Source organism: Pseudomonas sp. ICMP 460 (genome assembly GCF_002723595.1).
Taxonomy (GTDB): Bacteria; Pseudomonadota; Gammaproteobacteria; order Pseudomonadales; family Pseudomonadaceae; genus Aquipseudomonas; species Aquipseudomonas kitaguniensis.
Genome location: NZ_LKBR01000057.1, coordinates 186,237 through 207,135, shown reverse-complemented (window position 1 = coordinate 207,135; position 20,899 = coordinate 186,237). Strand labels below are relative to the sequence as shown.

19 protein-coding genes are annotated in these 20,899 nt (G+C 59.0%); 6 read left to right on the top strand and 13 right to left on the bottom strand.

All coding sequences use genetic code 11. The annotated features are described in order from the left end of the window. Positions 1 to 968: 968 nt before the first annotated feature. Genes AO240_RS24810 through zwf form a run of 3 tightly spaced genes read right to left on the bottom strand, consistent with a single transcriptional unit; the run spans position 969 to position 3,818 of the window. On the bottom strand, positions 969 to 1,634 hold the full coding sequence (locus AO240_RS24810) for a bifunctional 4-hydroxy-2-oxoglutarate aldolase/2-dehydro-3-deoxy-phosphogluconate aldolase (protein ID WP_099240032.1): 666 nt from the start codon (positions 1,632 to 1,634) through the stop codon (positions 969 to 971). A gap of 17 nt (positions 1,635 to 1,651) precedes the next feature. After that, entirely contained in the window at positions 1,652 to 2,365 is a 714-nt protein-coding gene (gene pgl, locus AO240_RS24805) for a 6-phosphogluconolactonase (RefSeq protein ID WP_058414433.1), read from the bottom strand. Next, on the bottom strand, positions 2,352 to 3,818 hold the full coding sequence (gene zwf / locus AO240_RS24800; protein WP_058414434.1) for a glucose-6-phosphate dehydrogenase: 1,467 nt from the start codon (positions 3,816 to 3,818) through the stop codon (positions 2,352 to 2,354). The genes pgl and zwf overlap by 14 nt, the downstream gene beginning before the upstream one ends. 218 nt (positions 3,819 to 4,036) lie before the next feature. Here zwf and AO240_RS24795 point away from each other — a divergent pair, with 218 nt between their 5' ends. Further along, positions 4,037 to 4,897 carry a MurR/RpiR family transcriptional regulator gene (locus tag AO240_RS24795; RefSeq protein ID WP_172979352.1) on the top strand — a complete coding sequence of 287 codons (861 nt, stop codon included), beginning with the start codon at positions 4,037 to 4,039 and terminating at the stop codon, positions 4,895 to 4,897. Between the two features lie 131 nt (positions 4,898 to 5,028). Here the strand turns inward: AO240_RS24795 and AO240_RS24790 are convergent, their stop codons facing one another. The 10 genes from AO240_RS24790 to AO240_RS24745 form a co-directional block, all read right to left on the bottom strand. Further along, a complete protein-coding gene (locus AO240_RS24790; RefSeq protein WP_099240030.1) occupies positions 5,029 to 5,874 on the bottom strand; it encodes a D-hexose-6-phosphate mutarotase in 846 nt (281 codons plus the stop codon). Between the two features lie 102 nt (positions 5,875 to 5,976). After that, positions 5,977 to 7,323 carry a carbohydrate porin gene (locus tag AO240_RS24785; RefSeq protein ID WP_099240028.1) on the bottom strand — a complete coding sequence of 449 codons (1,347 nt, stop codon included), beginning with the start codon at positions 7,321 to 7,323 and terminating at the stop codon, positions 5,977 to 5,979. 87 nt (positions 7,324 to 7,410) lie between these two features. Continuing rightward, positions 7,411 to 8,574 (bottom strand): ABC transporter ATP-binding protein, encoded by a 1,164-nt coding sequence (locus AO240_RS24780; protein WP_099240026.1) that lies wholly within the window; start codon positions 8,572 to 8,574, stop codon positions 7,411 to 7,413. A gap of 2 nt (positions 8,575 to 8,576) precedes the next feature. Continuing rightward, on the bottom strand, positions 8,577 to 9,419 hold the full coding sequence (locus AO240_RS24775; RefSeq protein WP_099240024.1) for a carbohydrate ABC transporter permease: 843 nt from the start codon (positions 9,417 to 9,419) through the stop codon (positions 8,577 to 8,579). Further along, positions 9,412 to 10,320, bottom strand: coding sequence for a carbohydrate ABC transporter permease (locus AO240_RS24770; protein WP_058414440.1), 909 nt, complete (start codon positions 10,318 to 10,320; stop codon positions 9,412 to 9,414). The genes AO240_RS24775 and AO240_RS24770 overlap by 8 nt, the downstream gene beginning before the upstream one ends. 166 nt (positions 10,321 to 10,486) lie before the next feature. Further along, entirely contained in the window at positions 10,487 to 11,773 is a 1,287-nt protein-coding gene (locus tag AO240_RS24765; RefSeq protein ID WP_058414441.1) for an ABC transporter substrate-binding protein, read from the bottom strand. A gap of 104 nt (positions 11,774 to 11,877) precedes the next feature. Further along, positions 11,878 to 13,137 carry an AGE family epimerase/isomerase gene (locus AO240_RS24760; RefSeq protein WP_099240022.1) on the bottom strand — a complete coding sequence of 420 codons (1,260 nt, stop codon included), beginning with the start codon at positions 13,135 to 13,137 and terminating at the stop codon, positions 11,878 to 11,880. A 168-nt stretch (positions 13,138 to 13,305) separates the two neighbouring features. Beyond that, positions 13,306 to 14,133 carry an ATPase gene (locus AO240_RS24755; protein ID WP_099240020.1) on the bottom strand — a complete coding sequence of 276 codons (828 nt, stop codon included), beginning with the start codon at positions 14,131 to 14,133 and terminating at the stop codon, positions 13,306 to 13,308. A gap of 127 nt (positions 14,134 to 14,260) precedes the next feature. Beyond that, positions 14,261 to 15,259: an NAD(P)-dependent oxidoreductase gene (locus AO240_RS24750; protein ID WP_099240018.1), complete on the bottom strand. Its 999-nt coding sequence runs from the start codon at positions 15,257 to 15,259 to the stop codon at positions 14,261 to 14,263. Between the two features lie 98 nt (positions 15,260 to 15,357). Continuing rightward, positions 15,358 to 16,254: a LysR family transcriptional regulator ArgP gene (locus AO240_RS24745; RefSeq protein ID WP_099240016.1), complete on the bottom strand. Its 897-nt coding sequence runs from the start codon at positions 16,252 to 16,254 to the stop codon at positions 15,358 to 15,360. Positions 16,255 to 16,355: 101 nt separating this feature from the next. On the opposite strand from AO240_RS24745, the gene AO240_RS24740 reads away from it, so the two are divergent. The 5 genes from AO240_RS24740 to AO240_RS24720 all read left to right on the top strand — a co-directional run bounded on the left by AO240_RS24740 (position 16,356) and on the right by AO240_RS24720 (position 20,857). Continuing rightward, on the top strand, positions 16,356 to 16,757 hold the full coding sequence (locus AO240_RS24740) for an ACT domain-containing protein (RefSeq protein WP_099240014.1): 402 nt from the start codon (positions 16,356 to 16,358) through the stop codon (positions 16,755 to 16,757). Between the two features lie 5 nt (positions 16,758 to 16,762). Further along, positions 16,763 to 17,362: a LysE/ArgO family amino acid transporter gene (locus tag AO240_RS24735; RefSeq protein WP_099240012.1), complete on the top strand. Its 600-nt coding sequence runs from the start codon at positions 16,763 to 16,765 to the stop codon at positions 17,360 to 17,362. A gap of 178 nt (positions 17,363 to 17,540) precedes the next feature. Then, the gene (locus tag AO240_RS24730) at positions 17,541 to 18,137 is read left to right on the top strand and encodes a superoxide dismutase (RefSeq protein WP_017125974.1); all 597 of its coding nucleotides are present in this window, start codon (positions 17,541 to 17,543) and stop codon (positions 18,135 to 18,137) included. A gap of 149 nt (positions 18,138 to 18,286) precedes the next feature. After that, entirely contained in the window at positions 18,287 to 18,610 is a 324-nt protein-coding gene (locus tag AO240_RS24725) for a hypothetical protein (RefSeq protein ID WP_099240010.1), read from the top strand. Between the two features lie 195 nt (positions 18,611 to 18,805). Next, positions 18,806 to 20,857: a bifunctional diguanylate cyclase/phosphodiesterase gene (locus AO240_RS24720; RefSeq protein ID WP_099240008.1), complete on the top strand. Its 2,052-nt coding sequence runs from the start codon at positions 18,806 to 18,808 to the stop codon at positions 20,855 to 20,857. The last annotated feature ends 42 nt before the right edge of the window (positions 20,858 to 20,899 follow it).

Genomic DNA, 20,899 nt, shown 5'->3' with positions numbered 1-20,899 from the left:
GGCCCGAAAGCCGACCCAATCTCCCACGCTGAATGCGGTCAAATGTGGGAGATTCCATGGCTGAAAAAGCTGGACGCAGAGCGTCCTTAGCGGCATTACCACGCAGAGCGTGGGAACGATCATCTACGCCGACCCAATCTCCCAAGCAGAATGTGGTCAAACTGTGGGAGGGGGCTTGCTCCCGATGGCGGTGTGTCAGATAAATATTTTTCAACTGACACACTGCTATCGGGAGCAAGCCCCCTCCCACAAAACCAAAAAAAAGCAGATCTGCTATTTATGCAAAACCCGCCCTTGATCTGCTTCAACCACTCAGGTCGGCTTTCAGGCCGCCGTGCTTTATGCAAAACCCGCCCTTGATCTGCTTCAACCACTCAGGTCGGCTTTCAGGCCGCCGTGCTTTTGCTTTTGATCTGCTTTTGATCTAAGAAGCGCCCCGTTAAACCACGATGGCCGCACGCAGGCTTGAATCCGTGGGTAACCCGGCAGGACGCCGGGTTAGCCGCGCTGGGCCAAGGATGGCCCATCGCGGCGGCCCACGGATTCAAGCCTGCGGGCGGGCACACCGAGCCTAAGCGAGGTGCCGAGTGGTGGGGCAAGAGCGTTTTGGTTACTTTTGCGCTGTTCAAAAGTGACTCGCTGTAAGAGCGAAACCGATACAAGCCATCACCCAAATCCGAGTGGTGGGGCAAGAGCGTTTTGGTTACTTTTGCGCTGTTCAAAAGTGACTCGCTGTAAGAGCGAAACCGATACAAGCCATCACCCAAATAACGGATATGTACCCAACCTGAACAACACCCCAAGCCCGCTTGCTGCGCGACAGCGCTACATCAAAGATGCAGTGGGCCCTCCCACAGTTGGATGCATGTGAAGCCCAAGGTTTTCTGCAGGCAAAAAAAAGCGGCGCACCGACCAAGTGCACCGCAAAAATGCCGTTAAGCACAGCAACAACGATTCGGTGAATCAGATCAATCCAGCAGCGCCAGCGCCTGCGCGGTGACTTCCTGAATGCGTGCCCAGTCGCCGTTCTTGACCCACTCAGGGTCGAGCATCCAGCTACCGCCTACGCACATCACGTTTTTCAACGCCATGTACTGCTTGATGTTGGCCGGGCCAACACCGCCGGTTGGGCAGAATTTAACTTCGCCAAACGGGCCGCCGAGGGCTTTGATCGCCGCGACGCCGCCGCTGACTTCAGCCGGGAACAGCTTGAAGCGGCGATAACCCAGGCCGTAGCCTTCCATGATGCCGGAGGCATTGCTGATGCCCGGCAACAACGGAATCGGGCTGTGCACCGAGGCTTCCAGCAGGTCGCGGGTGATGCCGGGGGTGACGATAAATTGCGAGCCGGCGACCTCGGCCGCTTCGAGCATATGGCGGTCGAGCACGGTGCCGGCGCCTGTGCAGAGCTCCGGGCGTTGCTCACGCAGCACCTGAATGGCCTTGAGGCCGAACTCGGAACGCAGGGTCACTTCCAATGCGGTCAAACCACCGGCTGCCAAAGCATCGGCCAGCGGCAGGATGTCCTGTTCGCGGGCGATGGTGATGACCGGCAGGATCCGCGCCTTGGCGCAGAGGCTGTCGATCAGGGCAACTTTATCCGCCATGGACACGGTAGTTTGAGGGCTTTTCATAGCGGCTGATCCTTGGCTCATGGGCACCAGTAAATCTCTAATGTAGGTTGCAAAAACGCGCGAATCGGCATGGCAGCAATGTCATCACTGGCCAGCGCGGCGCTCAAGGTGGTCAACTTCGAGCTGCCGGAAATCGACAGCACGGTGTAATGCGCGGTGGCCAGCAACGCGCGACTCATGGTCAAGCGCTGATGCGGCACGGTCGGCGCCAGCATTGGCCAGCAACGGCGAGTACCGTCAGCCTGCAGGGCTTCGTTCAGGTTCGGGCTGTTGGGGAACAGCGACGCCGTGTGGCCGTCATCGCCCATGCCGAGCACCAGCACATCAATGCCCGGCAGCTCTGCCAATTGGCGATCAGCCAGTTCGGCGGCGTCTTCAAGGTTCGCGGCAACGTTGTACAGGCTCAAAAACCTGGCCTTGGCCGCTGGGCCTTGCAGCAGGTATTTCTTCAACAGGCCAGCGTTGCTGTCGGCGTGTTCCACCGGCACCCAACGCTCGTCGGCCAGGGTGATGGTGACTTTGGACCAGTCCAGGCCTTGTTTGGCCAGGTTCTGGAAGAACGCCACGGGGCTGCGGCCACCGGACACCACCAACGTCGCCTCACCACGCGCACTGATGGCCGCGCGCAGTTGCTCGGCCACGTCATTGGCCAAGCCGTCCGCGAGCAATGCGGGCGTACGGTACTCATGAGCGCTGACGCCCTGAGGCAGTTTCAATTCAGATATCGCCATACCACGACCTCCCATCCCGCGTGATCAGTGCTATCGAGCTCATCGGCCCCCAGGAACCCGCCGCATACGGCTTGGGCGCATCACCGGATTTTTTCCACCCGGCGATCAACTGGTCACACCACTTCCACGCGGCTTCGATTTCATCTTTGCGAACAAACAGGTTCTGATTGCCGCGCATTACTTCCAGCAACAACCGCTCGTAGGCATCGGGAATCCGCGCGCTGCGATAGGTGTCGGAAAAATTCAGTTGCAACGGCCCGCTGCGCAGTTGCATGCCCTTGTCCAGGCCCTGCTCCTTGGTCATCACGCGCAATGAAATACCTTCGTCCGGCTGCAGGCGGATGATCAGCTTGTTGCTGATCTGCAAGCGCTGCTCCGGGGCGAAAATATAGTGCGACGGTTCCTTGAAGTGGATAACGATCTGCGACAGCTTTTGCGGCATGCGCTTGCCGGTACGCAAGTAAAACGGCACACCGGCCCAGCGCCAGTTGCGAATATCGGCACGCAGGGCAACGAAGGTTTCGGTGTCGCTCTGGGTGTTGGAATTCTCTTCTTCGAGATAACCCGGCACCGCCTTGCCGGCGCTGTAACCCGCGATGTATTGGCCGCGCACCACTTGGGTGGTCAGGCCGTCCGGGCTGATCGGCGCCAGGGCCTTGAGCACCTTGACCTTCTCGTCACGAATGCTGTCGGCGGACAAGTCAGCCGGCGGGTCCATGGCGATCAAGCAAAGCAGTTGCAGCAGGTGGTTCTGGATCATGTCGCGCAGTTGGCCGGCCTTGTCGAAGTAACCCCAGCGCCCCTCGATGCCTACTTGCTCGGCCACGGTAATTTCAACGTGGGAGATGTAGTTCTGGTTCCACTGGGTTTCGAACAGGCTGTTGGCAAAACGCAGCGCGATCAGGTTCTGGACGGTCTCTTTGCCCAAGTAGTGGTCGATGCGGTAGGTGCGGTTTTCCGGAAAAAACTGCGCCACGGCGTCGTTGACCTTGCGCGACGACTCCAGGTCCGAACCGATGGGTTTTTCGAGGACCACACGGGTGTTCTCGGCCAAGCCGACCTTGGACAGGTTTTCGCAGATCGCGCCATACACCGCCGCCGGGGTGGCGAAGTAGGCAATCAGACGCTGCTCGGTGCCGGCGATTTCAGCCAGGGCCACATAGTCGTCAGCCTTCAAGAAGTCGACATGCACGTAGGTCAGGCGCGCCAAAAACCGCTGGGCGATGCCTTCGTCGAGTTGCTTGCCGACATAATTGCGCAATTCTTTTTCGATATGCGCCATGTGCTGCTGCTCGGAACCGGCTTCACGGGCCAGGGCCAGGATGCGCGTGTCGTCGTGCAGGAGCCCGGCGCCATCAAGTTGATAGAGGGCAGGAAATAACTTGCGAAGCGCCAGATCACCCAACGCGCCAAACAGGGCAAAGGTGCAGGGTTCTACGGTTATCGAAGGCATGATGTTTGTTCTTTTATCAAGTTAAGCTACAAATACCTTTTTTCAAGGCATCACTCAAGGGAAAATGTAGTAATAACCACAACATATTCCCGAATTACGCATTGCGAGTGGTGGTGTTCAGCTACCCTCAGTAGGATAGGCCACCGCAAAAGGCCACTCATCGATTAGTTGCCACCTTTTATTTGCATCGTCGCCCGAAGGAAGACTGAATGGACCGCGTGCGAAATCTTCTGGAACAGATCCGGAACCGCCTCGAAGAACTCAACAAGGCTGAGCGTAAAGTTGCTGAAGTCATCCTGCTCAACCCGCAGCAGGCCACACGCTTCTCGATCGCCGCCCTCGCCCAAGCCGCCTCGGTCAGTGAACCGACGGTCAACCGCTTCTGCCGTTCGTTCGGCGTCAGCGGTTACCCTGAACTTAAATTGCAGCTGGCGCAAAGTTTGGCCAGTGGTGCGGCGTATGTCAGCCGCGCCGTTGAGGCCGATGATAACCCCGAGGCCTACACCCAGAAAATTTTTGGCAGCGCGATTGCCTCGCTCGACAGCGCCTGCCAGGCGCTGGACCCTGCCCTGATCAGCAAAGCCGTAGACTTGTTGATTCAGGCGCGGCAGATCCACTTCTTCGGCCTCGGCGCTTCGGCACCGGTGGCGATGGATGCGCTGCACAAGTTCTTCCGCTTCAACCTGGCCGTCACCGCGCATGCCGACGTGCTGATGCAGCGCATGCTCGCCTCGGTGGCCCACACGGGCGAGTTGTTCGTGATTATTTCCTACACCGGGCGCACCCGCGAGCTGGTGGAAGTGGCGCGTATTGCGCGGGAAAACGGTGCTTCGGTGCTGGGCGTGACCGCCGAGAACTCGCCGCTGGCCAAAGCCAGTACGGTGAGCCTGAATATTCCGCTGCCGGAAGACACCGACATCTACATGCCGATGACCTCGCGAATCATCCAGCTGACGGTGCTGGATGTGTTGGCGACGGGCATGACATTGCGCCGTGGCGTGGATTTCCAGCCACATTTGCGCAAGATCAAAGAGAGCTTGAATGACAGCCGGTATCCGGTGGGGGATGAGTTTAACTAGGCCTGAAGGTGTCGTGATGGTACTGGCCTCATCGCGAGCAAGCCCGCTCCCACAGTTGACGGTATTCCACGCGGGGACTCGGTCAAAATGTGGGAGCGGGCTTGCTCGCGATGGGGCCATCAGCCACCCTGCTAAACCCCAGCCCTGGCCTGCAAACTCAAATGCGCCCTCTCCCCCGGCGCCAGGCTGGCGCCCGCCATCGCCGACTCCACGCACACAAACCCCGACGCCTCATTGAAGCTCACGCCGAGCAACGGCTGCCGGCCGGGGTGCCACACCACGGTGTCGGCGCTGTTGCCGGTGTCGATGCACAGTTCGCGCTGCCAGGCGTGATCTTTGAGGTGCAATTCACCGTCGTGCTGAAACACCCGCTGGCACCCGCCGTCCACGCGCAACTCGCCTTCCTGCTGGCAAACCTGGCGATTGAGCTGGTCATAACCGTGCGCGCCATCAAGCCCAGACAGCGCTACCTCACCGACGTTGCCAATTCGCCAATAGGCGTGCAAAGCATGGCTCAGTTGGCACGGCAGTTCGTCCTGATGCTCGGTGCACAGGCGCAATTCCAGGGTTTCGCCCAAGTGCGCGTGCAGGTCGACCTGCCAGTCGCACAGTTGCAACTGCCAGTGCAGGCGCACGCCGTCGTCCGCGGTGCTGCTGTCGAGCAGTTTCCAGTCGATCAAACGCGCCCAGCCATGCGATGGCCACGCGTTTTCGCACGGATGGCGCCCATACCACGGCCAGCACACCGGCACACCGCCACGAATGGCGCCGACTTGTGGCCATTTGGCTGCGCACCACAGCCAGGGCTTTTGACCTCGCGGCTGGAAGTGCAGCAACTGCGCGCCCTGGCGACTGAACACCGCCTGGCACAGTGGATGGTCGATCACCAACACGTCACGCATCTGAAAGCGCTCCCAAGCGAACACCGGTTGCTCGCGCAGGGACTTGAAAAAGCGTTGCAGCGGATGCTCATGCATGTGCCACGGTCCTGAATATCGTCACAGTGCAACGCAAAAAAAGCGGGTAGCCATGGCTACCCGCAAAATGCGCACAGAGAGAAGGAGCTTATCGCAACAGCGTTAGAACTGAGACTGAATTTTCAGGCCCGCTACCAGCGCGTTGTCGACTTTGTCGACGCCGCCCGGGTGGGTCACGTATTGCAGGTTAGGGCGCACGGTCAGCCAGTTGGTAACGTGGAAGCCGTAGTTGACTTCATAGTTGTATTCGGTGGAACGCAGTGGCGAGAAACCGGCTTGGCTGTAATCGGTAAACCCACCCGCATCGTTGGACAACTCGGCGTTCTTTCTCACGTCATCGTTGACGTGCAAACGCGCAGCGCCGATGCCGACGTCATCTTTTGGACGAGCATCGAATGGGCCTTTGTACACCAGCATCAGCGACTGATAGTTGTCGACGAGGTTGGTTTCCTTGTCGTGGAACGTAGCGTTGGCAGCGATGTTCAGGCCGCGCGAAGCGTCGCCGTTATGCGTGGTGAGTTGCTGCTGTGCAACGAACCAGTAGCCTTTTTTGCTGCTGTGGGTACGGTAAGCCTGACCTGTGGTGGCAGCGTCGTTGCCGTTGACGTCTTCACGTACGTCGGAAGCGTCGGCGGCGCTTTTGTAGTAACCCACACGGTATTCGCCCGGCAGGTTGTTAACCTTCGGCGACCAGACCAATTCCACCGGAATCACGGTGCCCTTGGTGCCGCTACCGCTGAGCTTGAAGCCGTTGCCGTGCTCCAGCTGCGATGGGTTCTGGTTGTAGGCACCGATTTGCGCATACAGCTCAGGCGTGATGTTGTACTTCACGCGGATAGCCGCCTGGCTGACTGGCCAGTTGTACCAGGTGTTTACATAGTTACCGACCTGCGAACCGCAGAACGACAGGTTCTGGAAGTCGCACGGGAAGGTGTTGAAGTCTTCGCCTTCACCGAAGTAACCGAGTTTCACGTCCAGCTTGTTGTCGAACATCTGGTGCTGAATCCAGAACTGCGTCAGACGCACCATGTGGCCTCGGCCATACACTTCTTGAGACGAACTCAAGGTGCCGGCACGCGGGTCACCAATACGGTCATTGGAAATGTTCTGGCCATTACGATTGGTCAGCTGGATCTTGGCCTGGGTGTTATCCCAGCCCCACAGCTTTTGCAGGTCCAGTGCTACGCCCAGACCGAACTGGTCGGCGTAACGGGCAGTTTTGTCGTTGTTGAAGCCACCGTGCAGGTTGCCGCCAACTTCGCCCACGTAGTCAGCCTTGATGTCGATACCTTGCTCGATCAGCTTGGTACGCTCGCCGCCCCAATCGCCGGTCATCCACTTGGAATCAGCGCTGAATGCATCGGCCGCCATCGCATTGGCGGACAGTACAAGGGCGGCGGCTGCTGACAGTTGGCAGATCAGCCGGGTATTGTTCTGGTGCTTTTTCATCCCTACATCCTCGTCTTTATTGTTATTAAACTGTTTTTATCTAACGCGGTTTACTTTTTTTCAATTAAAACAACAACTTATTCGTTTTTACAGCGCTGTGACGCCATCGCGGGCAAGCCCGGCGACTTCAGGCACAGCCAAAGCAGCGACTGTGCCGAGGCGCTCGCCGGTTTTGGCATCGAACAGCAATACCTTGGCCGGGTCGAACTGCAGGGTCAGGGTCTCGCCAACCTGCGGTGCAACATCCGGCGCCAACCGGCAGCACACCTTGGTGTCGTTGAGCTGCACGAACACCAGCGTGTCCGGGCCGGTCGGTTCAGTGACCTGAACTTCGGCGCGGATACTCGACGAACCATTGCCCTCGCCTGTCGCCAGCACGATTTGCTCCGGGCGCAGGCCCAGGATCACATCGCGGTCTTCAAGGCCGGCGTCGTTCATGCTCAGCGGCAACTCACAACGGGCCTGGCCGCTGTCGAGCACGGCCACCAGGCGAGCGTCCTTGCGTTGCAGGCGCAGAGGAATGAAGTTCATCGGTGGTGAACCGATAAAGCTTGCCACAAAAAGGTTGGCCGGGTCGTTGTAAATCTCTTTCGGCGTACCAAATTGCTGAATGATGCCGTCCTTCATTACCGCAACTTTGTCGCCCAGCGTCATCGCTTCGATCTGGTCGTGGGTGACGTAGACGGTGGTGGTTTTCAGGCGCTGGTGCATCAACTTCATTTCGGTGCGCATCTCAACGCGCAATTTGGCGTCGAGGTTGGACAACGGTTCGTCGAACAGGTAGATCTTCGGTCGACGCGCCAAGGCACGGCCCATGGCCACACGCTGTTGCTGGCCGCCGGAAAGTTGGCCCGGCTTGCGGTTAAGCAGGTGTTCGATTTGCAAAAGCTTGGCCACACGCGCGACTTCGGCGTCGATGTCGGACTGGCTCATCTTGCGAATTTTGAGGCCGAACTCGATGTTCTCGCGCACGCTCATGGTCGGGTACAGCGCGTAGGACTGGAACACCATGGCGATGTCACGGTCCTTGGGGCTCATGCCGCTGACGTCCTGATCACCGATCATGATGGCGCCGCCAGTGATGGTTTCAAGCCCGGCGATGCAGTTCATCAGCGTGGATTTGCCGCACCCCGAAGGGCCCACCAAAATCAGGAATTCGCCTTCTTTGATCGACAGTTCGATGTTCTTCAAGGTGTCGGGCAGGCCGGCGCCATAGGTCTTGTTTACATTGCGAAGTTCAAGCGTAGCCATGATTACCCCTTGACCGCGCCGGCCGTAAGGCCGCGCACGAAATACTTGCCTGCGATCACATAGACCAGCAGGGTCGGCAGCCCGGCGATCATCGCCGCCGCCATGTCCACGTTATATTCCTTGGCCCCGGTGCTGGTGTTGACCAGGTTGTTCAGCGCCACCGTAATCGGCTGCGAGTCACCACTGGAGAACACCACACCGAACAGGAAGTCGTTCCAGATCTGAGTGAACTGCCAGATCAGGCAGACCATGATGATCGGCGTCGACATCGGCAGGATGATCAGACGGAAGATGGTGAAAAAACCGGCGCCGTCGAGGCGCGCGGCTTTGATCAGCGCATCCGGAATGCTGACGTAGTAGTTACGGAAGAACAGCGTGGTGAACGCCAGGCCGTAGACCACATGGATAAACACCAAGCCGGTGGTGGTGCTGGCCAGGCCCATCTTGCCGAGGGTGAACGACGCCGGCAGCAGCACGGTCTGGAACGGCAGGAAGCAACCGAACAAGAGCAAACCGAAGAACAACTGCGAACCCCGGAAGCGCCAGAACGACAGCACGTAGCCGTTCAGCGCACCGATGGCGGTGGAAATCAGCACCGCCGGAACGGTGATCTTGATCGAGTTCCAGAAGTAACCATCAACCGTGGCCCAGGCCTTGACCCAGCCAATGCCGGTGACCACGGTCGGCCAGCTCAGCAAGTTGCCGGTGCTGATGTCTTCCGGGGACTTGAAGCTGGTCAGCAACATCACCACCAGCGGTATCAGGTACAGCAGCACCGCGAGGATCAGCACCACGTAGATCGCGATGCGGCTCAGGCTGATGGCCGGTTTAGCGAGACTAGTCATTACGCTTGGTCCTCAGCTCGGAGTACAGGTAAGGCACGATTATCGCGAGGATCGCGCCGAGCATCAGGATTGCACTGGCCGAGCCCATGCCCATCTGGCCACGACTGAAGGTGAACGAGTACATGAACATCGCAGGCAAATCGGACGAGTAGCCCGGACCGCCGGCGGTCATTGCCGCTACCAGGTCGAAGCTCTTGATGGCGATGTGCGCGAGGATCATCACCGCACTGAAGAACACCGGGCGCAGGCTTGGCAGCACCACGCTCCAATAGATGCGCGGCAGGCTGGCGCCGTCGATCTGCGCGGCACGAATGATCGATTGATCAACACCGCGCAGGCCCGCGAGGAACATCGCCATGATAAAACCGGAGGCTTGCCATACAGCGGCAATCACCAGGCAGTAGACCACGCGGTCCGGGTCGATCAGCCAGTCGAGACGGAAGCCTTCCCAGCCCCAGTCACGCAAGAGTTTGTCCAGGCCCATGCCCGGGTTGAGCAGCCATTTCCAGGCCGTACCGGTCACGATCATCGAGAGCGCCATCGGGTACAGGTAAATGGTGCGGATGAAGCCTTCGCGGCGGATTTTCTGGTCGAGGAAAATCGCCAGCGTCACGCCGATCACCAAGGTGATGCCGATAAACATGCCGCCGAAAACCGCCAGGTTCTTGCTCGCCACCCACCACCGATCGTTGTCGAACAACCGCTGGTATTGCGCAAGCCCCGCCCATTTGTAACTTGGCAGAAACGTCGACGTGGTGAACGACAGAACGAACGTCCACAGGATGTAGCCGTAAAAGCCCACCAGAACGATGAACATGCTGGGCGCCAGCACCAATTTAGGTAGCCAGCGCTGCAATGCATCTAACGGCGAGGCCTTGCTGAACACAGCAACAGAACTCATGGGAAAATCCAACAAAAGAAATAGGGGTTGGGGCGGTTGCAAGCTACAAGCTACAAGCTTCAAGCTTCAAGCTACAAGCTAGAAGCTGCAAGCCAGAAGCCATACAGCACACCGCTTCTAACTTGCAGCTTGCAGCTTGAAACTTGCAGCTTAAGGCTGCCCCTTATTATTTTGCCGACTTGATCGCAGCGCCGAGTTTCTTGGCGGTGTCGGCCGGGTCGGCTTTCGGGTCGTTCATGAAGTTGGTCACAACGTCAAAGAACGCGCCTTGTACTGCCAGCGTAGTGGCCATGTTGTGCGCCATGCTCGGCTGCAGGCCGCCGGTCTTGGCGTCTGCCAGGAAGTCTTTGGCAGCGGTCTGGGCGCAGGAGTCGAAGCCGTACGAGTCCATTTTGTTCAACATGTCGATCCGAACCGGGATCGAGCCTTTGTTGATGCTGAAGACTTTCTGGAAGTTTTCACCCAGCACGACTTTGGCAATATCTTGCTGGCCGGCAGCGGTGCCTTTGTCTTTCTGCTTGAACACCGCCAGGGAGTCGATGTTGTAAGTGAAGGCTTTGTCGGTGCCCGGGAAGGCTACGCACTCGTAGTCTTTGCCGGCGACTTTTTTGGCGGCGGTCCATTCGGACTTGGCCCAGTCACCCATGATCTGCATGCCGGCCTTGCCATTGATGACTTTGCCTGCTTCAAGGTTCCAGTCCTGGCCCTTGCCGTCGACGTCCATGTAGGTCGCGACTTTTTTCAGCTCGGTCAGCGACTTGACCATTTCCGGGCCGGTCAGCGCAGCATTATCCAGGTCAACCAGGGCTTTTTTGTAGCCCTCTGCACCCATCACTGACAGTACGACGGCTTCAAATACAGTGCTGTCCTGCCAAGGCTGGCCACCGTGCGCGAGCGCAATGAAGCCTGCGGCCTTGAGCTTGTCGCCGGCTGCGTAGAATTCTTCGAGGGTGGTCGGGTTCTTGGTGATACCGGCTTTTTTGAAGACTTCCGGGTTGATCCACAGCCAGTTCACGCGGTGGATGTTGACCGGTACGGCAACGTAGTCACCGTCATACTTCACAGTATCCGAGACTTTTTTGTCGAGCAGGGAGTCCCACTTTTCTTCTTTGGCGACGTCTTTGAGCACGTCAGTGTCGAGCAAGCCAGTCGACGCCCATTCCTGAATGTCCGGGCCTTTGATCTGGGCGACGCCTGGCGGATTGCCGGCGACCGCGCGGCTTTTCAGCACGGTCATGGCAGTGGCGCCACCGCCACCTGCGACGGCACCGTCTTTCCAGACGAAGCCATCTTTTTCAACTTGAGCCTTCAGTACATCTACCGCCGCTTTTTCACCGCCGGAGGTCCACCAATGCACAACTTCAACCGTCCCTTTCGAGTCGGCGGCAAACACACTGAGGGGAGCTAACGAGGCAATGGAAATAGCAACGGCGAGGCGATTAATCGCGTTCATCTGAATACCTTTTCTTGTTGTTATGCATGCAAGTCTAGAGCTTGCGCTGCACGGAGTTTAAACAGGGATTTTCAAGGCGCAGGTAACAAAGGGACGTACAAATGTCACCACTTGGTGACATAAAGCCCCCGGCCCAAAGCGCTGGTCATGCTGGGTGCCAGGGGCAGTGCAGGCAGCACTACCGCTTGCCAGGCATGGTACAGGTCGGGCTTGCCGCCCCAGATTTTGCTGCTGGGCTGGTTATGCGGGCTGAGTTCGTGATGCCAACTGCCATCGACACGGTCGATAAAGTGGCTGTCGCAAAATTCCCAGAAACGCCGATACCAGGTTTCGTAATGCAACTCGCCCGTGCGCTTGAGCAACGCCTGGGCCGCAGCGCCCGCTTCGGCGTGGGTCCAATGCAGGCGCTCACGCACCACCGGGCGATGGTTCCAGTCCAGGGTGTAGACAATGCCGGGGGCACCGTCCACGGCCCATGCGTATTCGCAGGCGCTGGCAAACAAGCCCTTGGCGTCGGTTACCAGCCAGTCCGGCGTGGCCAGCCCGGCTTGCAGGCGCGCGGCCTCCAGGTGCAACACCAGCCGCGCCCATTCAAAACCGTGGCCGGGGGTGATGCCGTAGGGGCGGAAGCCATCGGCGGGGTTGTCTTCGTTGTAGCCGAGCAAGGGTTTCCACTGTGCGTCGAAATGCTCGATGACACTGTACTGATTAGCCACGGCGTGGGTATGGATGACGCGCTCGACAATACGTAACGCGCGGTCCAGCCAACGCGTGTCGGCGGTGACATCGGCCAGCGCCAGAAAGGCTTCGGTGGCGTGCATGTTGCTGTTGGCGCCGCGATAGGCTTCGACGTGGGTCCAGTCTTGGGCAAACGATTCGAGCATTGCGCCCTCCTCCTCGCTCCAGAAGAACTGGTCGATGATATGCACGGCGTCGTTCAACAGGTTCTGCGCACCGGGCGCACCCGCCACCACCGCTGAGCTGGCGGCCAGCGCCACGAACGCGTGCAGGTAGGCAGCCTTGCCCCGGTTGCCGTCGACGGCGTGGGGCGCGGCGAACCAGCCACCGTGTTCGCTATCGCGCAAAGGACCATTGAGGGCAGCCACACCGTGTTCAACCAGCTCGGCATAACCTGGCAACCCCATGGCATGGGCCATGGCGAAACTGTGGGTCATGCGCGCGGTGTTCATGGTTTCGGCGTGGGCATCGGCCGGCAGTTGGCCTTTATCGTTCAGGTTACCGAACCCGTCGGGCAGTCGCGAGGCTTTGGCGAATGACAAGAGGCGCTGGCCTTCGGCGGCGAGCCAGGTGTGATGGGCAGGAGCGTTGAGCCAGCTGCTGGCGGGCAGCGGTTGCATGGTCATGGGTGGCCCTTATTATTTTTTGTGGGATGACCTGAGTCTAAACAAGGGCGCGGCGGCGGCATGTAACGAAGCACAAGGCAAATGTCACCGACCGGTGACACTCCCCAAAGGCGGCCCTGCTTATCAACTGCGTGATCGTTCCCAAGCTCTGCGTGGGAACGCTCAATCTTATCTTGCAGGCGAGTTGAGCTGCTGCTGCAGGTTCTGCACCTGGCTCTGCAAAGTGGTGATATTGCGGGTGGTCTGGATGCGGAACACGTCGAATTCTTTATTGGTCGGCGCATCGCTATTAATCGACGGGTTTTCCTGCGCGCTCTTGAGCACTACAAGGTCTTGTTCCAGACGGGCGATGGCGGCGCTCGGGTTGCCCTGCTTTTTAAGGGCGGCAACGTCGGCGGACAATTCCTTGACCTCGGCATCACGCTTGGCCACATCACCCTGCGCGGCCTTGAGGCTGGCGACGGCTTCGGTCAGTGCCTGAACCTGGCCTTGCAGCTTGCTGTTGGCGTTCGACAGCTCGGTGGTACCGGTGGCCATTTGCGCCAGGCGCTGATCCAATGCGGTGGCTTGACCGGCTACGCCGACTTGCTGCTTGCCCTGCTCCTGCAACTGGGTTTCCAACTGCTGGATTTGCTGCTTGAGCGCTTCGCTGCCGTTGTTCACGCTGGCCTGACTGGCCACCACCTTGCCGGAAATATCCTGCAGGCGCCCAGCCGCTTCTTCGCTGATGCGCGCAAAGCTCTCTTGGGTGGCAACCAATTGCTGGCCCATCAGGGAGATCTGCTGGAAGCTCCACCAGGCCAGGCCCACAAAGGCGATCAGCAGCGCGCCGACCAATGCCCACAGCGGGCCGGTGCTGGCACTCTTGACCTTGACCACTTTGGTATTGCGCGAGCGCACGGACGTAGCAGGGGTCGGCTCGAAATCATCATCGTCCCCGTGGTCGGCCCGCAGGCTGGGAACGTTGTCGAAATCGTCTTTAGCATCGTTACGCATGAATCAACCCTGAATCGGTGAGATGGCTAGCTGAAAAATCGAGCGCCGGCAGTATAAACCGCGTCGGCACTGCACTGATCGACTCGGAACCCGGAATTCGGTTCCCGATGTGTTGCTGGTTGTGAGCTTACTTAAGCCCCGGTTCCTGGGCTTTCCACCAACTGCAAAACTCGTCGAGGGCGGTCCACAGGCTGACCTTGGGCTCGTAGTCGAGATAATGCCTGGCCCGACTGATGTCGAGGGTGAAATCTTTGTTCATGACCTGCATGCCCAACCGCGACAACGCCGGCTCCGGCCGCCCTGGCCACATCGCGCAGAATGCCTCGTTCAACGCCGCCACACTGTAGGACAAACCGTAAGACCGGTAGCGGGTGACCTGTGGCAGGGCCATTTGTCGCATCACGTAGTTGACCACATCCCACACCGGCACCGGCGTGCCGTTGCTGATGTTGTAGGCCTTGCCCAACGCCGAGCCGGGCGCCAACAAACTGCTGAGCAACGCTTCGTTGAGGTTGTGCACGCTGGTGAAGTCGACCTTGTTAAGGCCGTCGCCAACAATCGCCAGACGGTTTTTGCGCTGCATTTTCAGCAACCGCGGGAAAATACTCATGTCGCCGGCGCCGGTCACAAAGCGTGGGCGCAAGGCGAGTACTTCAAGGCCGAATTCCTGCGCGCCAAATACCTTCTGCTCCGCCAGGTATTTGGTCGCGGCATAGGGATGCTTGAAGCGCTTGGGCACTTGTTCTTCAGTCAGCCCAAGGTGGTCGCGCCCGTCAAAGTAGATCGACGGCGACGACAGGTGCACCAAACGCCCGACGCGCTGTTTGAGGCACGCTTCAACCACGTTTTCGGTAACCAGCACATTGCCCTGATGGAAGTCCTGGTACTTGCCCCACAGCCCGACGGCGCCGGCGCAATGCACCACGGCTTCGACGTCACGGCACAGCTCGCGCGCCAGGCCTGCATCGTTCAAATCACCCTGGATAAACTCGGCGCCGCGCCGTACCAAGTGCTCCACACCTTCGGCGCGCCGCCCGTTGACCCGCACGTCCAGGCCCTGCTCCAGGGCGAAACGCGCAAAGCGCCCGCCGATGAAGCCGCTTGCGCCGGTGACCAGAATCTTCATGTAGCCTCCTACGAATGCAGCCTCTAGCGTCAAGCTTCAAGCTACAAGTTAAAAACGGTCCGCAAGCTTTTCTCTTGCAGCTTGCAGCTTGACGCTTGTTACTGCTGATAGGGCACCAACCACTGGCCACATGCCTGGGCCAGATGCTCGGTGAGCAAGCCCAACAACTGCCCGCCACTGCGCCAATGATGCCAGTACAGCGGCACATCGATGGGCTTATCGGGTAATAATTCGACTAAAACGCCTTTTTCCAGCTGGTCGCGCACCTGCAATTCGGGGACTAACCCCCAGCCCAGGCCCGCTTCCGTCAACCGAATAAAGCCTTCGGACGATGGGCATAAATGGTGCTCAAAACCACCCTCCACGCCCAGAGATGCCAGGTAACGGTGTTGCAGAAAGTCATCCGGGCCGAACACCAGCGCCGGCGTGCGCGCCAGTTGGTCGGCACGCACGCCTTCAGGGAAATGTCGCGCAACAAAGGCTGGGCTGGCCATTGCCCGATAGCGCATGGCGCCGAGCAACAGGCTGCGCGCGCCAGCCACCGGGCGCTCACTGGCGCAGATACACGCCGCCACTTCACCGGCGCGCATGCGCTTGAGGCCGACGGTTTGGTCTTCGACCACCAGGTCGAGCAACAGGTGTTGCTCGGCGCAAAAACCGCTGACGGCCGCCGCCCACCACGTGGCGAGGCTGTCGGCATTTATTGCGATGCGCAGGCGTTCGGGCATGCCCTCGGCGTCCAGCGCCGGCACCAGGCTTTGCAGGTCGCGTTCAAGCAACCGCACTTGTTGCACATGGTTAAGCAGGCGGCGGCCAATCTCGGTGGGCGCAGGCGGCGCAGCGCGCACCAGCACCGGTTGGCCGATGCGCGCTTCCAGCAACTTGATGCGTTGAGAAATCGCCGACTGCGACACCCCCAGTACCTGCGCACCGCGTTCGAAACCGGCTTGTTCCACGACCGCCGCCAAGGCAGAAAGCAATTTATAGTCGAACATCAGTTTCTCTAATGAGCGATCAGCAATATTTGTTTTTCTTATACAGCTTGGCGCCAGAGAATGACCAGCACTGATTCTCTCCACTCACAAGGAACGCTCACATGGCTGGCGAAACTACCTTGGCGACGCTGTTGCGCAGCATGCGCCCACAGCTTAACGACGGCGATTACGTGTTCTGCACCCTGCCCGACGCCTGCATCCCGGCAGGTTGCGAGGTCATCGGCAGCTTTCGCGAGCAGGAAGGTTTGACCCTGATCGTTGAACGTCAACAGGCGCAACAAGCCGGTTTGAGCTTCGATTACATCGCGGCGTGGATCACCCTGAATGTGCATTCCGCCCTTGAAGCCGTTGGCCTGACGGCAGCCTTCTCCAGCGCGCTGGGCAACGCCGGTATCAGTTGCAACGTGATTGCCGGTTTTTATCACGACCACCTGTTTGTCGGCCGCGCCGATGCCGAGCGCGCCATGCACGTGTTACGCCAATTGGCAGCGCACGCGGAGTAATACCTATGTGGCAGAGCTACGTGAACGGGCTTTTAGTCGCCCTTGGCCTGATCATGGCGATCGGCACCCAGAACGCCTTTGTGCTGGCGCAAAGCCTGCGCCGTGAACATCATTTGTCGGTGGCGGCACTGTGCATCGTGTGTGACGTGATACTGGTGGCTGCCGGGGTATTTGGCCTTGCGACGGCGCTGGCGCACAACCCGCTGCTGCTGGCGATTGCGCGCTGGGGCGGCGCGGCGTTCCTGTTGTGGTATGGCACGTTGGCGTTGCGCCGCGCGTTTTCGCGGCAGAGCCTGGAGCAAGGCGGCGCCCTCAAGGTGCGCTCGTTACGCGCCGTTTTGCTCAGCGCATTGGCGGTCACCTTGCTCAACCCCCACGTGTACCTCGACACCGTGTTGCTGATCGGTTCGCTGGGCGCTCAACAAACCGAGCCCGGTGCCTACGTTGCGGGCGCCGCCAGCGCTTCGTTCCTGTGGTTCGCCACGCTGGCACTCGGCGCGGCATGGCTGGCACCCTGGCTGGCGCGCCCGGCTACGTGGCGTTTGCTCGACCTTTTGGTCGCCGTGATGATGTTCAGCGTGGCCTACCAATTGATCAGTGCGTGAGGAATATTCCAAAACGCTCTGGAACCTCTATCCCACACAGTTGTTGCGTGGTTTTGCCGCACCCCCGGTGCTATGATCCGGACCCTGCGCCGCAAAGAGTACAAACTCCCCGGCGCTTGTTTGGCCGCCCGTGATCGGCCTTGCGCTCACCGCAACTGACCTGATTAGGAGAATCATCATGGCTTTCGAATTGCCGCCGCTGCCCTACGCACACGATGCCCTGCAGCCGCACATTTCCAAGGAAACCCTGGAATTCCACCACGACAAGCACCACAACACCTACGTCGTGAACCTGAACAACCTGGTGCCAGGCACCGAGTTCGAAGGCAAGACCCTGGAAGAAATCGTCAAGTCTTCTTCGGGCGGCATCTTCAACAACGCCGCTCAAGTCTGGAACCACACTTTTTACTGGAACTGCCTGGCACCAAACGCTGGCGGCCAACCTACCGGCGCCTTGGCTGAAGCCATCAACGCAGCCTTCGGTTCGTTCGACAAGTTCAAGGAAGAGTTCACCAAGACTTCGGTCGGCACCTTCGGTTCCGGTTGGGGCTGGCTGGTGAAAAAAGCCGACGGTTCCCTGGCCCTGGCCAGCACCATCGGCGCCGGCAACCCGCTGACCAGTGGCGACACCCCGCTGCTGACCTGCGACGTCTGGGAACATGCTTACTACATCGACTACCGCAACGTGCGTCCGAAGTATGTAGAAGCGTTCTGGAACCTGGTCAACTGGAAGTTCGTGGCTGAGCAGTTCGAAGGCAAAACCTTCACTGCCTAAGCATTGCTTGCAGTAGAAAAAGCCCGGCTATTTTGCCGGGCTTTTTTATGCGCAATGAATAAAGGCCAGGGCCTCGGAACTCGGCGAGCGAATTGAGCCACCTAGTCAGCGTGAGGAATTTGCCTCTCTTACCTGTCGGAGAAATTACAATGTCCATTGCCGCAATAACCGGACTCGCCTCAGCCGCTCTCCCTGTCGTTGGCGAAGCATTCAAAGCCGTCACCGAGATCGCTAAAACGGTCGGTGAGATAGCCAAGTCGCAAACGGCTGGCAAAACGGGTAATAAAGACGGTGGAGGAGATCAAAAAAAGATGGCGCACGAGAATTCGCATAGTCAAGAAAAATACTCTATGCAGACTTCGCACAGTCACGACAAACAAGCTATGCAGGATTCGCACAGTCACAACCAACAAAACATACAGTTTTCGGCCCAGTTAGCACTGGAGAGCCGTTCGGTGACCTTTCACAGCTGATAAACGCGTAACAGTGCGCGCCCGCGCAATTGCCTCAGGCAGGCGGACGCCAGTCCGCCTCGCTGCTGCGCCATCGTAACCCCGTCGATTCCTTGTCAAACCAGCCGACGCCTGAATGTTCCTTTGACTGCCATCACGAGATTGCCAATACTCATGGCATATTGAGGCTACCCGCATGGAACAAGGAATGACCCTTTGAAGCTGGAACTCAAAAACAGCTTGTCGGTGAAGTTGCTACGGGTTGTGCTGCTGTCGGCATTTATCGTCGGCGTGGCGTTGAGCGTGGCGCAAATCGTCTTCGATGCCTACAAGACGCGCCAGGCGGTGGCGGCTGACGCACAGCGTATTCTCGACATGTTTCGTGACCCCTCTACACAGGCCGTCTACAGCCTGGACCGCGAGATGGGCATGCAGGTAATCGAAGGTCTGTTTCAAGATGACGCCGTGCGCATTGCCTCAATTGGCCACCCCAACGAAACCATGCTTGCGGAAAAAAACCGCGCCTTGCAACAATCCTCCACCCGTTGGCTGACCGACCTGATTCTTGGCCAGGAGCGCACCTTCACCACTTCACTGGTCGGCAAAGGCCCCTACAGTGAGTATTACGGCGACCTGAGCATCACGCTGGACACCGCCACCTACGGCGAAGGCTTTCTTGTAAATTCAGTGATCATTTTTATTTCCGGCGTGCTGCGCGCCCTGGCCCTGGGTTTGGTGCTGTACCTGGTCTACCACTGGCTGCTGACCAAACCGTTGTCGCGGATTATCGAGCACTTGACCTCGATCAATCCGGACCGGCCCAGCGAACACAAGATCCCGCAGATCAAGGGCCACGAACGCAACGAGCTGGGGCTGTGGATAACTACCGCCAACCAGTTGCTCGAATCGATCGAGCGCAACACCCACTTGCGTCACGAAGCCGAATCCAGCCTGTTGCGCATGGGCCAGTACGATTATCTGACCGGCCTGCCGAATCGCCAGAAGCTGCAAGAGCAACTGGACAAGATTTTGATCGATGCCGGACGCAGGCAACGCCGTGTCGCGGTGTTATGCGTGGGGCTGGATGACTTCAAAAGCGTCAATGAACAGTTCAACTACCAGGCTGGCGACAAATTGCTGTTGGCCCTGGCCGACCGCCTGCGCGCCCACAGCGCGCGGCTGGGCACCCTCGCTCGCTTGGGCGGCGACCAGTTTGCGCTGGTACAGGCCGACATCGACCAACCTTACGAAGCGGCAGAACTGGCGCAAAGCATCCTCGATGACCTGGAATCTGAATTCGCCCTGGAGCACGAACAGATTCGCCTGCGTGCCACCATCGGCATCACGCTCTTCCCCGAAGACGGCGACAGTACCGAGAAGCTGCTGCAAAAAGCCGAACAAACCATGACGCTGGCCAAGAGCCGCTCACGCAACCGCTATCAGTTCTATATCGCCAGCGTCGACAGTGAAATGCGCCGCCGCCGCGAACTGGAAAAAGACCTGCGCGAAGCCCTCGGCCGCGACCAGTTCTACCTGGTTTACCAGCCGCAAATCAGCTACCGCGATCACCGTGTGGTCGGCGTGGAAGCACTGATCCGCTGGCAGCACCCGGAGCACGGCCTGGTGCCGCCAGACTTGTTCATCCCGCTGGCGGAACAGAACGGTACGATTATCCCGATTGGCGAATGGGTACTCGACCAGGCGTGCCGGCAGTTGCGCGAATGGCATGACCAGGGTTTCACCACCCTGCGCATGGCCGTCAACCTGTCCACCGTACAATTGCACCACGCCGAGTTGCCGCGGGTGGTCAACAACCTGATGCAGATCTACCGCCTGCCGCCGCGCAGCCTTGAACTGGAAGTCACCGAAACCGGCCTGATGGAAGACATCAGCACCGCCGCCCAGCACCTGCTGAGCCTGCGTCGTTCCGGGGCGTTGATAGCAATTGACGACTTCGGCACCGGCTATTCGTCCCTGAGTTACCTGAAAAGCTTGCCGCTGGACAAGATCAAAATCGACAAGAGCTTCGTCCAGGACCTGCTCGACGACGACGATGACGCAACCATCGTGCGCGCCATCATCCAACTCGGTAAAAGCCTGGGCATGCAGGTGATCGCCGAGGGCGTGGAAACGGCCGAGCAAGAGGCCTATATCATTTCCGAAGGCTGCCATGAGGGTCAGGGCTATCACTACAGCAAACCCCTGCCAGCCAGGGAGTTGGCGGCTTATTTGAAACTGGCGGAGCGTAATAACGCGGCGATTCTCTGATCGGGCGAAACAATACTAAATATTTCCCTCGTTTAAACCTTT